This is a genomic window from Mucilaginibacter sp. JRF, from assembly GCF_015223065.1.
Lineage (GTDB): Bacteria > Bacteroidota > Bacteroidia > Sphingobacteriales > Sphingobacteriaceae > Mucilaginibacter.
The window spans coordinates 259,495-273,886 of the sequence record NZ_JADFBY010000005.1 but is presented as its reverse complement, the minus strand read 5'-3'; the positions used below and the strand labels follow the sequence as shown (position 1 = coordinate 273,886).

At 43.6% G+C, this 14,392-nt stretch carries 13 protein-coding genes; 6 read left to right on the top strand and 7 right to left on the bottom strand.

The window, feature by feature from the left end:
• Positions 1-26: 26 nt before the first annotated feature.
• The 3 genes from IM792_RS14895 to IM792_RS14885 form a co-directional block, all read right to left on the bottom strand.
• On the bottom strand, positions 27-2,369 hold the full coding sequence (locus IM792_RS14895) for a TlpA disulfide reductase family protein (RefSeq protein WP_194102678.1): 2,343 nt from the start codon (positions 2,367-2,369) through the stop codon (positions 27-29).
• 121 nt (positions 2,370-2,490) lie between these two features.
• Positions 2,491-3,918: a chromosomal replication initiator protein DnaA gene (gene dnaA / locus IM792_RS14890; RefSeq protein ID WP_194102677.1), complete on the bottom strand. Its 1,428-nt coding sequence runs from the start codon at positions 3,916-3,918 to the stop codon at positions 2,491-2,493.
• Positions 3,919-4,373: 455 nt separating this feature from the next.
• Entirely contained in the window at positions 4,374-4,907 is a 534-nt protein-coding gene (locus IM792_RS14885) for a hypothetical protein (protein WP_194102676.1), read from the bottom strand.
• Between the two features lie 94 nt (positions 4,908-5,001).
• Here IM792_RS14885 and IM792_RS14880 point away from each other — a divergent pair, with 94 nt between their 5' ends.
• Positions 5,002-5,349 (top strand): iron-sulfur cluster assembly accessory protein, encoded by a 348-nt coding sequence (locus IM792_RS14880; protein ID WP_194102675.1) that lies wholly within the window; start codon positions 5,002-5,004, stop codon positions 5,347-5,349.
• 127 nt (positions 5,350-5,476) lie between these two features.
• Positions 5,477-6,718, top strand: a complete 1,242-nt coding sequence (locus tag IM792_RS14875; protein ID WP_194102674.1) for an ABC transporter permease — start codon at positions 5,477-5,479, stop codon at positions 6,716-6,718.
• An 85-nt stretch (positions 6,719-6,803) separates the two neighbouring features.
• On the opposite strand, the gene galE is transcribed toward IM792_RS14875, so the two are convergent.
• Together galE and IM792_RS14865 are read right to left on the bottom strand one after the other, a co-directional pair.
• Positions 6,804-7,829, bottom strand: a complete 1,026-nt coding sequence (gene galE / locus IM792_RS14870) for a UDP-glucose 4-epimerase GalE (protein WP_194102673.1) — start codon at positions 7,827-7,829, stop codon at positions 6,804-6,806.
• Between the two features lie 12 nt (positions 7,830-7,841).
• Positions 7,842-8,822: a UDP-glucuronic acid decarboxylase family protein gene (locus tag IM792_RS14865; protein WP_194102672.1), complete on the bottom strand. Its 981-nt coding sequence runs from the start codon at positions 8,820-8,822 to the stop codon at positions 7,842-7,844.
• A gap of 78 nt (positions 8,823-8,900) precedes the next feature.
• On the opposite strand from IM792_RS14865, the gene IM792_RS14860 reads away from it, so the two are divergent.
• Positions 8,901-10,127 (top strand): glycosyltransferase N-terminal domain-containing protein, encoded by a 1,227-nt coding sequence (locus tag IM792_RS14860; protein ID WP_194102671.1) that lies wholly within the window; start codon positions 8,901-8,903, stop codon positions 10,125-10,127.
• Positions 10,128-10,130: 3 nt separating this feature from the next.
• Here the strand turns inward: IM792_RS14860 and hemH are convergent, their stop codons facing one another.
• Both hemH and IM792_RS14850 read right to left on the bottom strand, forming a co-directional pair.
• The gene (gene hemH / locus IM792_RS14855) at positions 10,131-11,150 is read right to left on the bottom strand and encodes a ferrochelatase (RefSeq protein ID WP_194102670.1); all 1,020 of its coding nucleotides are present in this window, start codon (positions 11,148-11,150) and stop codon (positions 10,131-10,133) included.
• 162 nt (positions 11,151-11,312) lie between these two features.
• Positions 11,313-12,047 (bottom strand): hypothetical protein, encoded by a 735-nt coding sequence (locus IM792_RS14850; protein WP_194102669.1) that lies wholly within the window; start codon positions 12,045-12,047, stop codon positions 11,313-11,315.
• A 264-nt stretch (positions 12,048-12,311) separates the two neighbouring features.
• Here IM792_RS14850 and IM792_RS14845 point away from each other — a divergent pair, with 264 nt between their 5' ends.
• Genes IM792_RS14845 through IM792_RS14835 form a run of 3 tightly spaced genes read left to right on the top strand, consistent with a single transcriptional unit; the run spans position 12,312 to position 14,391 of the window.
• A complete protein-coding gene (locus tag IM792_RS14845) occupies positions 12,312-13,130 on the top strand; it encodes an alpha/beta hydrolase (RefSeq protein WP_194102668.1) in 819 nt (272 codons plus the stop codon).
• On the top strand, positions 13,127-13,750 hold the full coding sequence (locus tag IM792_RS14840) for a lysophospholipid acyltransferase family protein (protein ID WP_194102667.1): 624 nt from the start codon (positions 13,127-13,129) through the stop codon (positions 13,748-13,750). The genes IM792_RS14845 and IM792_RS14840 overlap by 4 nt, the downstream gene beginning before the upstream one ends.
• A 17-nt stretch (positions 13,751-13,767) precedes the next feature.
• Positions 13,768-14,391 carry a lysophospholipid acyltransferase family protein gene (locus tag IM792_RS14835; RefSeq protein WP_194102666.1) on the top strand — a complete coding sequence of 208 codons (624 nt, stop codon included), beginning with the start codon at positions 13,768-13,770 and terminating at the stop codon, positions 14,389-14,391.
• The last annotated feature ends 1 nt before the right edge of the window (position 14,392 follow it).

Genomic DNA, 14,392 nt, shown 5'->3' with positions numbered 1-14,392 from the left:
TGAGATCATAGGTTTGTTACAGAATATCAATTGGTTGCATAAAGCTCATTAAACTTTTTCAGAATAGCAAGCCAATCCTGCCCAAAATTGATGTTCAGCATTTTACCATCAGGCGATATCAATATTTTTGACGGATAACCACGGATCTTGTAGGCCTTTTCCACCTCCCTGTCTGACATTAGTACCGGGATGGTAAACTTATTCTCGGCCAGATAGGCCTTTACCCTGTCCTCGGTATCGATGCAAGCGATGCTCAAAAAGTTGATACCGGCATATTCGCCCTTGGTTATATCCTCATTAAATTTATTGAGCGTTGGCATCTCCTCGCGGCAAGGGCCGCACCAGGTTCCCCAAAAATCAAGCACCAGCCATTTGTTGCGGTAGGTGCTTAGGTCATGCTCCTTGCCATCAATACTCTTTAAAACAAAAGCGGGTGCCTGCTGCCATGATGGGATAACCGTGTTAGCAAAAAATGTTTTAAAGGCTCTGTCCGGAAATTGGGTGGTATATATCTTCTCCATTTCGTCCAGTCGTTCGGGCTGTACGTTAATGTGCTCAGCAAAGATGGCCAGGGCTTGCTGCTCATCGCCGGTTTTAAACAGGCGGTCAATAAACTCCTCGCGGTAGCTTTCCTTTGATTTAAGGAATACCCTATCGTAAAAACTGGTATAAGCTTTTTCTTTATTTGTTTTTGGCGAATACTCCGCCGCCTTAGCCAAATATTGCAAGGCCTTAACCGAATCGGCGGGTTTGGCTGCGGTGTATTTTAGGTAGTAGGCATGGGCCAACAAATTTTGGTGGGCATACCTGTCGCGGTTCAGGGTATCGGCGGTATATTTTTCAAGTTTGGCTATGGTTTTATCCAGTAGTGAGGCTGCGGCCTTTTGCTCGCCGGCATTGTACAGCATATTGTAAACCAGCATAGCATAACGGCTACTATTTGATTCTTTGGTTAGCGCATCATTCATCCCCTCAAACTCGCGGGCGGCGTTTAGCAGTTGCTTTTTATTATTAGGGTCAGCCTTGGCTTTTACCCAAATGTACATGCCTTTACTTTTTCTCTGCACATCGGCAAGTTTGGAGGCGTTGAGCTTATCGATCAGTTGCAAGGCATTTATTTGCTCTTTTTTATGATTAGCGATTATTTTTTCTGTTTCAGCATAGCTAACCTTACGTTCTTTCATGGCTTTTCTGAAGTCATCCTCCGAAAAATCATTCAGGTAACTTTGCGCTAACGACTCCTGCATCCAACTGCCGAAAGATGGATTAACGTGAAAATACCTTACAATATCATAAACAGAATCGGCAGACATGGTTAACGCGCCATGCATCTTATTAAAAAAATGCACCCCTTGCGGATCAATAAAATGATTAGGCGTTTTTACAAGTACACTATCATAAAGCTTATATCTGTCTTTCAAGTCCAAACCTTGCAAGGCACTTAATTTGGCATTGTTGTAATAAGCATCATTTTTAAATCCGGCGTCATTAGCCTTAAAAAACGCGAATGTTTTTCCCGAATCATTCTTTATGCCTGTTTTCAAGGAATTGCTCCACCCACTAAGCCTTACCGCCATATTTATCCAGGCGGTATCAAACTTGGGTAAAACTACATTGTAGGCTATTTGCTGCGAAAAAGTATCTTCCCGTTTATACATCGGCACTGCGTTAGAGTCAATCAATACAGTCACTCCGCTATTTGATTGTATAAGCTTGGTTACATCATTATATTCAATACGCTGTTTGTTATCCCTGTAAACCTTGGCAGGTGTGGCACTAATATCAAACAATGCACCTTTTATGGCCACAACCTTGTATTTAACAGGGTCTACCGTCCACTCAGTACCCAATGCAAGCTTTTCATCAGGTAATTGCAAAAACAAATTCTGAATACGATTCTTAGTTGGGCCATTCTGTATATTATTTATAAATTGATTGTATATATCTTCCCTCAGTGTCCACCTCACTTTAGCGGCATCGGCAATTTTTTCTAAACCCTCAACTTTGGTAACTATACCTTTGTTACTTACGGTTATTGTAAAAGGCATATTCAGCTTAGCGAGTTCTTCGGCTACGCCTGAATTGCTAAGCCGGGTTTCTTTTATTTTATCCGTATTCAGTTCATGTCCCCTGCCGTTCATGTCTTCCATTTTTATGGCGATCAAACGGCACTCATATACAGCATCGCCATTAGTGGCTTTACTTAAGGGCTTAAAATAGTAGGTAAAATAATCGCTCCCGTTAAATGTGCCGGTGTATTTACTGTTGTAGGTATAAGTAAAGGGCTTGTTAAGCTGAGCGTACGTTGTATTGACAGTAATGAACAGGCATACAGCCCACAACAAGGCAAGGGTGGTTTTTATTGACATAGGATGAAGGTTTTAGTAAATATATCGCTTTTTTAATTTAAAACGATTTACCAGTTAGAAAATAAAAATGGCCGCATGTTACAACATACGGCCATTTTTATTTTTATCGTGTAATGAGGGGTTAGCTCATTTTCAGTTTCTTTTGAATGTCGGCAACGTAGCCTTTGAATTTTTTGTCGGTGTCGATAAGGTCTTCAACGGTTTGACATGCATAGATAACGGTAGAGTGATCGCGGCCGCCAAAAAAGTGACCGATAGATTTTAGTGAGCTTTTGGTATGAGCCTTTGCCAGGTACATTGATATTTGGCGGGCCTGTACAATTTCGCGCTTACGGGTTTGTGATTTAACCATTTCGATAGGCACTTCAAAGTACTCGCAAACCAGGCTTTGTATGTACTCCATCGAAATTTCTTTTGATGAATTTTTTACAAAGTTCTTCAGCATTTGCTTGGCCAGGTTCAGGTCAATCTCCTTACGGTTAAGGGTTGATTGCGCCAGTAATGATACCATCGCGCCTTCCAGCTCACGTACGTTGTTATCAATATTGTGGGCTACGTACTCCAACACTTCGTTCGAGATATCGATACCATCCTGGTAGATCTTGTTTTTCAGGATAGCCATACGGGTTTCCAGATCAGGTACCTGCAAATCGGCAGATAGGCCCCACTTGAAACGAGATAGCAAACGCTCCTCCAAACCGGCCAGATCCTTCGGCGCTTTGTCTGACGTGATGATCAGCTGCTTGCCTGATTGATGCAGGTGGTTAAATATGTGGAAGAAGAAATCCTGTGTTTTTTCTTTACCGGCAAAATTGTGCACATCATCCATAATGAGTACATCAATGGCCTGGTAAAAGTTCACAAAATCATTAATGTTGTTATGCTTAAGGGCGTCAACAAACTGCTGTGTAAATTTCTCGCACGATACATATAGCACCAGCTTATCGGGCAGGGTCTTTTTTATCTCGTTACCAATGGCCTGCGCCAGGTGAGTTTTACCTAAACCTACACCGCCGTAAAGCATCAGCGGGTTAAATGAGGTACCACCCGGTTTTGCCGCTACCGCGTAACCTGCCGAGCGGGCCAAACGGTTACAATCGCCCTCAACAAAGCTCTCAAAAGTATAGTTACGGTTAAGCTGAGGGTCAACATTCAACTTTTTCAATCCCGGTATAACAAAAGGATTTTTGATGTCCTTATTGATAGAGATCGGTATCGGCATTGACTGATTTTTACCCTCGGCACCATTACCATTTGATGGCATGTTGGTGGTATACGGCTTATTTGACGACGACTGTTCAACCACAATGTTGTACTCTAAACGTCCTTCGTCGCCTAATTGTTTTTTAATGGTTTTGCGTAACAAGCCTACGTAGTGTTCTTCAAGCCACTCGTAAAAAAATAAGCTGGGCACCTGTATTGTCAGAACACTGCCTTCCATGCGCAAAGCTTTAATTGGCTCGAACCAAGTTTTGAAACTTTGGGCTGGTATGTTGTCCTTAATAATCTGAAGACAGCTATTCCAAACGCTTATACAAGTTTTTTCCATATATAGTATTTCAGTAATATCTTGATTTACAATCCCCGAACAAATCATCATTCGGCGTTGGTACGGAACATCGAATATTCAAAAAAAAAGCCGATTAAAAAATTTAAATTTCACGTTTTCAAAAAATTATTTTTTTGAAAAATCAGCTTCGAATTATTAAAAATATTATAACAATTCCTTAGAATTTTCGCAATTCTGTTAATGGCATATTTTACTAATTAAAAGTTGAATTTTTAATTAATTCCCCTGCACTTCCCGGGAGCCCGGCTCTTTATGACATTCATTTTTTAACGGATTTAAAACCTCGTTTGTTTGTGGAAAACACCATTTTTTGCACATTTTACACAACCAACTGAGAAACAGACAACAAGATAAAATCAGCTTGCCTGATAGTTGAAAACTTTGTTTTAAAACCGCTCTATTGTTAAAAAAACCGGGGGTGCAAAGATAGAATTTCAGATCATAATTTTATGCCCTTCGGCACGAATTATATAGGCTGAAGTTGTATACGGATCATTTTGCATTAAACTTAATTGTTGCAGTATAATTTTGGCTAATTCAACACCCCTTGTATCAGCCGGTTGCAGGCGCGCGGCCTCATTTATTATATTTATAGTATCATCCTTAAGTTGCGTCATTACCTGCCAGGCGGCCTCGCTTACATATATCTGCTGGGTAACATTGTGCTGGTATTCGTTGCGTATTTCGGCTATTACCATGCGGTGCAATTCGTCAGCCTGAAAGTTGGCCGCGCCCAGGCGCACAAACATATTGGCGGGGTTAATACGGTCAATAAATAATATCACCCGCTCGTAGGCCTGTAGCTTCAGCATCAGCGACGGATCAACCGGTGGTTTGGCCTTTGAGGCGATGAGGATGCGCTCAAACCTATCCAGGTAGGGCTTGAACAGGTAAAAGGCAACCCATACAATGCCGGTACCGGCAAGGGTGGTTTTTAAAATATCTATCAGCAGGGGGTATATGTTCATGATACGGGCGAATGTTAAGCGGCCGTCATAAACTTGGCGGCCCAAACAAAAATGTGTATTTTAGATTATATTTGTGAATTAACAATTAAATAAGATGAGTATAGCTGTTGAAACCGCACCGGTAAGCTTTACACCGGGAGCCATAAAGGAACTGTTAAAACTAAAAGATCAGCAGGAGATAAGTGATGATTTTGGCTTGCGAGTTGGCGTTGAAGGCGGCGGCTGCTCGGGCATGAACTATGTGCTGGGCTTTGACCAAAAGAAAGATGGCGACCAGGAATATTATATTGATGGCGTAAAGGTATTTATGCACAAGGCACATGGCCTTTACCTTGCCGGTATGCAAATTGATTTTCAGGATGGCCTTAACGCACGTGGCTTTACCTTTAATAACCCTAACGCGGCCAGCACCTGCGGTTGCGGCACTTCGTTCTCGGTATAACACCCATTACGTTGATAGATATTAAGAGCAGCCCCAAACGGCTGCTTTTTTTATATGCGGCTATTTTTATTATAGGTATGATGTAACAAAGGCGGTATAGGTACAGTCTTAACGGCAAGTTTTAAATATGGCGGTAAAAACTACCCTTCGCGAAAATATTGCTATTGCCCTGCAATCCATCAGCGGTAATAAGTTGCGTACATCGCTTACGGCATTAATTATATCAATAGGTATAATGGCGCTGGTAGGCATACTTACAGCCATTGAGGGCATCAAAAAATACACTAATGATGCCTTTGCCGGACTGGGTGCAAACTCGTTCACCATACGTAATATGGGCGAGGACCTTAACTTTGGCCCCGGCGGTAAGCGTAAGGTGTATCCATCCATCAGGTATGATCAGGCTTACCGCTTCAGCAAAACATTTAACCTTCCATCATCCATCGCTATTAACCTATCGGTAAGCGGCTCGGCCATTGCCAAGTATGGCAACGAAAAAACCAACCCCAATATATCAGTAACCGGCACTAACGAGAACTACCTGCAAAACAGTGGTTATAAACTGGCGGCTGGCCGTAACTTCTCCACATCGGAGCTGGAACGGGGCGACAACGTGGTAATTATCGGTGATGAGATAAAAAAGACACTATTTAAAAATGCCGACGCGCTGAATAAGCCTGTATTTATCGGCAATAACCAGTTCCGTATTATAGGTATACTGGCCTCAAAAGGTTCGGGTTCGCAATTTGGGGGCGATAAGTTTTGTTTGATACCGGTATTCAAAGCCAAGCAGATCATCACCACGCAAAACCCATCATTTGAGATCATAGTGGCCGTTAGCAATAACGAAGCGTTAAATGCCACCGTTGATGAAGCTACCGCACATTTTCGCAACATACGCGGCCTGAGTGTTGGCCAACCTCAAAACTTTGATATAAACCGCAGCGATGCCATACAGGAGCAGCTTGACGGACAAATGGCTGTTTTAACGGGTGCGGGGCTTGCCATAAGTATAATTACCCTGGTCGGTGCCGCGATCGGTTTAATGAACATTATGCTGGTATCAGTTACCGAGCGCACCCGCGAGATAGGTCTGCGTAAATCAATCGGCGCTACGCCGGCCGTTATACGCAAGCAATTTTTGCTCGAAGCTATTATGATATGCCTGATAGGCGGCGCGGGCGGCATTATATTAGGTATGCTGATAGGCAACCTGATAGCCTTAAACATCAGCGGCTCATTCGCGGTGCCGTGGATATGGCTTATCTTCTCGCTGGCCGTATGTACGCTTATCGGCCTGATGTCGGGTTACTATCCTGCCAAAAAAGCAGCCAGGCTCGACCCGGTTGAGGCGCTGCGTTACGAATAGATCAACAACCAACCATCACAATTAAACTAAAACAGCCCCGACAATTGATTTGCCGGGGCTCGTTTTTTTATGGATGTAATTCTGTTTATCCTATCGGGTTAGCGGCAATGTATTTCTCCCACGCCCAGGCTGATGACATCATTTCGTCCAAACCAAGTTCGGTTTTCCAGCCCAGCTTTTCGGTTGATTTGCTTACATCACCCCATACCTGCTCCACATCGCCGGGGCGGGGAGCACCTATCTGGTAGTTTAGTTTTACACCGGTAGCTTTCTCGAACGCGGCAATAACTTCCAGTACCGAGCTGCCTGTACCTGTACCCAGGTTAAACACCTCATAGCCTTTAAAGCTTTCCTGCTCGGCAAATTTAAGTGCCGATACGTGCGCCTTAGCCAGATCGACCACGTGTATATAATCGCGGATACAGCTGCCATCAGGTGTGTTGTAGGTATCGCCAAACACGGTGATCTTTTCGCGCTTGCCAATGGCTGTTTGGGTGATAAATGGCACCAGATTTTGCGGTACACCTATCGGCAGCTCGCCTATCAGGGCGGTTTCGTGCGCGCCTACCGGGTTAAAATAGCGTAGAGATATTACTTTGTATGGCGTTTCTGATGCTACCATATCCCTCAGTATCTCCTCGGCCACCTGCTTGGTGTTGCCATAAGGCGATTGGGCAGGTTGCACCGGGGCATCCTCGGTAACGGGCAATACCTCCGGCTGGCCGTAAACGGTACAGCTTGATGAGAATACAAAGTTTAGCGGCTTGCCGTAATAACCGTTAAGCAGGTTAATAAGCGAGTAAAAGTTGTTACGGTAATATTTTAATGGATGGGCAACTGATTCGCCTACGGCTTTGAATGCCGCGAAGTGAATAATGCCCGCAATATCGTTCTCGGTGGCTACCAGGTTGGCTACAGCCTTTTCATCACAAAGGTCAACCTGATGAAATACGGGTTTGTAGCCTATAATTTTGGTAAGCTGATCGAGTATCTTGGGTTGAGAGTTCGACAGATCATCAACGATCACGGGTTCGTACCCGGAGTTCACCAGTTCAACAACCGTGTGCGAGCCGATATAACCCAGGCCGCCGGTAACTAATATTTTTGCCATTAATTAAGAGGTTTATTTATTATAGTTTGAAAAATCCTTATGCTGTATCTCGTGCTCCGGCAACGATTTGAAATAATCAAACGTGATTTTCAAACCCTCGCTTCGCGATACTTTAGGCTCCCATCCTAATATCTCTTTAGCCTTGGTAATATCTGGGCGACGCTGTTTAGGGTCGTCAACCGGCAAAGGCAAACTTATTAATTTTTGGTCGGTTCCGGTAAGTTTTATTATTTCTTCTCCAAATTCCCTTATCGTTATCTCATCAGGGTTACCAACGTTAACCGGCTGAGCATAATCACTGAACAGCAGGCGATATATACCCTCAATCAAATCGTCAACATAACAAAACGAGCGGGTTTGTGAGCCATCACCAAACATGGTTAGCGATTCGCCACGCAATGCCTGGCCGATAAAGGCAGGCAGCACACGGCCATCATTAAGGCGCATGCGCGGCCCATAGGTATTAAATATACGCACTATGCGGGTTTCAACACCGTGAAAGGTGTGGTAAGCCATGGTCATGGCTTCCTGAAAACGCTTGGCCTCATCATATACCCCACGCGGACCAACCGGGTTTACGTTGCCCCAGTATTCTTCGGGCTGCGGGTTTACGCTTGGGTCGCCATATACTTCGGATGTTGAGGCTATCAGCATACGCGCGTTTTTGGCCTTTGCCAAACCCAGCAGGTTATGCGTACCCAATGAGCCTACCTTAAGCGTTTGGATAGGTATCTTCAAATAATCTATCGGGCTGGCCGGCGATGCGAAGTGCAATATGTAATGCAGCTCGCCGGGTACGTGTACAAAGTTTGAAACATCGTGATGATAGAACTCGAAATTAGCCAGTTTAAATAAATGCTCAATATTGCGCAAGTCACCGGTGATCAGGTTATCCATGGCTATAACATGGTAATCCTCTTTAATAAACCTGTCGCAAAGATGCGAGCCTAAAAACCCGGCCGCTCCGGTAATAAGTATGCGCTTTCTTGCCATGCCTGTATGTAATTTGAAATTGATACGTTAGTATTTGTACTTTTAACCCCGACGAATATAATAATTCATTGCTCAATAATGCTTGTGCTTTATAATATTGGAATACGCATATACTATGCCGCTATATGGCTGGCATCCTTTTTTAACAATAAAGCAAAGCTTTGGCTCAACGGCCGCAAGCAACAGGCATTTGTACGTTATGATAACAGTATATGGTTTCATTTTGCATCATTAGGTGAGTTTGAGCAGGGCCGCCCGGTGCTTGAGCAAATGAAACTGGCTTACCCCGACCGACCGGTGGTGATTACCTTCTTCTCGCCATCAGGCTACGAGGTACGTAAGAACACGCCCCTTGCCGATGCCGTGTACTATCTGCCGCTGGATACCGCAGGCAATGCGGCACGCTTTATTAAAACCATTAATCCATCCATAGCGGTATTTACCAAGTACGAGTACTGGTACCACTTTTTCGCGCAGTTGTATAAGCGCAGGGTGCCGCTTTATATTGTATCGGGCATATTCAGGGATGGGCAGGTGTTTTTTAAGTGGTATGGCGGCACCCACCGCAAAATGCTGAAATGCGTTCGTCACTTTTTTTTGCAGGATGAGCATTCAAAACATCTATTGGCAGGCATCGGCATAAATAATACTACTGTTAGCGGCGATACCCGTTTTGATCGTGTTTACGCCAATGCCTCAAACCCTAAACAGCTGCCCGAGGTGGAGCAATTTATAAATGGCCACAAAACCATGATATGCGGCAGCACCTGGCCCGAGGATGAAAAACTATTGGCCGAACTGATCAGCCTGCACCCCGACCATAAATTCATTTTCGCCCCGCACGAACTAAGTATTGAAAAGATAAATCGCCTGGCCGAAATGCTGCCGCCCGACAGCGCCATAAAATATTCGGCATTGGCTTTGGCCGAGGATGGTAATAACTACCAATGCCTTATCATTGATAATATGGGTATGCTATCATCACTATATCAATATGGCAACATGGCTTATATAGGTGGAGGTTTTGGCGTGGGTATTCACAATACACTGGAAGCCGCGGCATTTGGCATACCAGTAATATTTGGCCCTAACTATTCTAAATTTAACGAGGCCAAGGCGCTCATCAGCATAGGGGCGGGCTTTACCATAAGTAACGAGGCGGAGCTGATAGCCATTGTGGAGCAGTTAAATACCGATGAAGCCTACTACGCGGCAAGCTGCCAGCAAGCCAGGCAATATGTTGATACCCAAAAGGGCGCTACCGAAAAGATAGTGACCTATATACAAAGTACCGAAACCGCCTGATACTTAGTTGTTGCGCACCATACGCTCCAGCGCGTCGATAAATATGGGCGAGTCGTTAAGGCTTTCAACCAGTTGAACATCTTCACCGCCAAGGGCTTTAAACTCGGCGCCGTATTCCTCGGTAACCTCGTAAACGGTTTCAAGGCAATCGGCAACAAAGGCCGGGCAAAATACCAGCAAGCGCTTTTTACCCTCTTTGGCTAACTTGTGTATCACCTCGCTGGTGTAAGGCTGCACCCATGGGTCGTTACCCAGGCGCGATTGAAAGCACACGGTATAATCCGCTTTGGCAATGTTCAACTCAGCGGCTATCAGTTTAGCCGTGTGGTATGATTGTGCCGAGTAGCAAAATTTATTATTATCGTTAATGGTTTGGCAGCAATCGGCAACCTTTAAGCAGTGCTTGTGGGTATGATCGGCCTTAACCAGCTGGCGCTGCGGTAAGCCGTGAAAGCTGAACAGGATATGATCATACGATGCTATATCGTACTTGCGGGCGTTTTCGGCAAAGGTTTTTATCACCAGGTCATCATCATAAAACGAGTTTACGAATGATACCGGCGGCGGCGTAGGCCAGTCCTTCATCAAACGCATCACTTTCTCGTATACCGAACCGGTACTTGCCGAGGCATATTGCGGAAATAGCGGAATAACCTGAACGCTGTCAACCAGCGCGTTCTTCAAATTATCAAGAGCCTGCTCAATAGATGGGTTTTGGTAGCGCATGGCCAGCTCAACCATATACTCATCGCCCAGGCGCTGCTGCAAGGCATCGCGCTGTAAAATGCTGTAGTATTTTAATGGCGAGCCGGTGGTATCGTCCCATATCTCCTTATATAACTTGGCCGATTTAGGTGCTCTGAAGGGTACTATCAGCGCCTTTACCAAAAAGGTGCGCAAGGCGGCATTTACATCAATAACCCGTGGGTCCATCAAAAACTCATCCAGATAGCGGCGCACATCTGCGGTTGACGGACTATCAGGCGTACCTAAATTCACTAATAATATTCCCTTTTTTGCCATAATAATTTGAGGCTCCAAAAATACTATAAATACCTCTAACCCTGCTAAAGCACGGGGTATATATTACAAAATAATGATTAGCATCATGTTTTTTATAAAAAGGGATTAAAGTCAAACATGTTCAATACAACTACTGAATTATCACTAAGAAATTATATAAAATCAGATATACGATCCCGCATTCCATTCAGCTTCAAAGAATGCTAAATCCTCACTTGAACGTTCTTCAAAAAGCACTTCATTCTTCTCTAAATTATTAAATGAACAGCCAACAATTATTGTCGCCCCATCATCGAGTAACAAAAATCGTCGATGTTCCTTTTCTGATTTGCATTGTTTTACTTCAGCAGATATCTCTAATTCTTTTTGAAAATCTTGAAGAAAATTTTTATCAAAAGTTTTAGCTTTTCTTCCTTCTGCCAAAAGTATGCGCAGATTTTTGTTTAAGGTAACACCTAAACGGCTTAGCGATAAAAAATTCTGCAAAGCTACAGCATCAAAATAAGGGTCGAATATTGCATTGACTATTCGATTTCCAATCATCGATCGGAACTTTGATTTATTACTGGCCGGTTCCGCAGCAATAAGTCTCGCGGAGGTAATTGGCTTTTCAACATCAATAAACACACCTAACGTTTTTCCTGCTTTTGAAATTTCATTGACAAAAAGATGAGTTGTAGTGGCTTGTTCAAAACTTTTAATCTTTCCTGCTTTGATGCATGACACATGGCTCTTAAAACCACCGGGGTCATCAATAACTTCTATTGAATCACTCTCATTGATTAATATCCTATATCTGTTTTTATCAATTTCGTATACATCCCATCCATTGTCTTGAATCTTACTTAATACACCTATAACATCAATTTTCAGATCTTCTTCAGGCTTTTTAAACATCTTTACTTAATTTAATAGTTAGTGTTATATCTAAAATGACTTTAAATACATATCATAATTAAGCCATAGATTCATCAGTAGATTAGCGGCTGCGAATGAACCATGGGTTATTATTTTTGTCCAATATAACAACTTCCAATCAACCCAATAGCTCCGTATTTAAACCCCAAAAATTCCCGATAAATCACCCAGCAATTATTATCACAAGACATACCTGAAATAAGAAACGCTGGTATTTAGCAGGTATTTGTTAATATTGCCGCAATGGGTTATTTACACATCCCGCAGCTGGGGCAAATACATTATCACGAATATGGTACGGGCAGCAAGCCACTGCTGGCTTTTCATGGTTACGGCATGACGGGTAAGCAATTTCACGTGCTCGAACAATCGGTATTGCCCGAGTACCATGTTTACGGCTTCGATCATTTTTTTCATGGTGGCAGCGCGCTGCGCGACTGGAGCGAGCAGCAAATAGTTAAGGGCATGCCCAAAACCCTGGTGCGCAATTATGTTGAAGAATGGTTTAAGCGCTATGGCAGGCAACGCTTTTCGGTATTGGGCTACTCCATTGGCGCTAACCTGGCGCTGATACTGGTTGAAGAATATGCCGACCTGATAGATGAAGTGATACTAATGGCACCCGATGGGCTGTTTGTTTACAAGGGCTTCCACATACTAACACACAATATTTTAGGCAAACAGCTATTCCGCACCGTTACCAAGAGTAAATGGATAGCGCCATCGTTGTTAAAAACACTTAAGCGTGTAGGTTTTATTGATGCCAGCCTGTACAAAATAGCGTGGAGCGAGATGGATACCGAACAAAAACGCCTTGATGTATATTATACCCTCAACCTGATACGGCGTTTAAAACCCGATACCCATAAGGTGGCTCAGCTTATTAATCAGCATGATATTAAGTGCCGGTTGATATTCGGCAAGCACGATAACCTGTTCCCGAAGCGGCAGGCCGCGCCATTCATCAGCACACTAAATAATGCCGAAGTGCACGAGGTTGACCTTGGCCACTGGCTGGTTACTGCCGATCTGGATAAATATTTAGTTAAATTTAAGGTATGATACCCGCCCGCAGAGTAAGTCTTTTCAGCAACTGGTTCGCCCGGTATATGCGTTACCGCATACATAAGGCCTTTAACCGCGTGGTGGTAACGCCTTTTAAGCCTAAGCCCGGCCACTCTGTATTGCTGCTGTGCAATCACTTTAGCTGGTGGGATGGTTTTTTTGGCAATTATCTGGCCTACTGGCATCTTAAGCGCAAACTGTTCATCATGATGCAGCAAGATCATTTGCGCAAGCGGATGTTGTTCAACCTGTTTGGGGGCTTCTCTATCGAAAAAGGCTCGCGAGAGATGATTAGATCGTTGCAATACGCGGCCGGTTTACTTGATGATCCGGAGAATTTGGTAGTGGTATTTCCGCAAGGCGGGCTGATATCAAACCACGCCACCGAGATAGGTATTGAAAAAGGTATTGAGCGCCTCATCAAAAACATTAAAGGTCCCTGCCAGATAGTTTACTCATGCGTACTGATAGATTATTTTGAGAGCCTCAAGCCATCGGCATTCATCCATTTGTTTGATTGCGGCGTGGCGGGCGAAGTACCTTTTGAACAATTGGTAAGCAACATTAACGCGCACCACAAACAGGCCCTGGCAAACCAAATACATGCTGACCATTAAATATTGATATTGCAACAATGATCGCCCCGAAAAATAATAAAGTGATACACTGGTTCTTCCACCGGTATATTTTGCGGCTGATCGATAAAAACTTTCGCTCGTTCAATTTTAATCATATCGAGGTTGATCAGGATAAATCGGTATTACTCATCCCCAACCACTTTAGCTGGTGGGATGGTTTTATGCTTTATTATCTTAACCATAAGCTATTTAAAAAGCGTTTCCACATCATGATATTGGAGGAAACCGTAAGCAAGGTTTTCTTTTTGAAGTATATGGGCGCGTTCTCTATCAGTAAAAACTCAAAGAGCCTGATCGAGTCGCTTAACTATGCTGCCGAGTTGCTTAATGATCCGCAAAACCTGGTGGTTATATTTCCGCAGGGTAAGCTGTACTCTAACTTTGTACAGCAGGTGGAGTTTGATAAAGGCGTATTGCGGGTGATGGATAAAGCCAAACAAACATCGCAACTGGTATTCGCCGCCACTTTTATTGAGTACTTTGAGTACAAAAAGCCGGGCATCAACGTTTATTTAAACAAAAGCACTGTTAACAGCTTTAACAATATAAATCAATTTACCGATGCCTACCAGCAGCATTATAACGCGGCACGGCATCAGCAAACACAAATAGTTATATAAA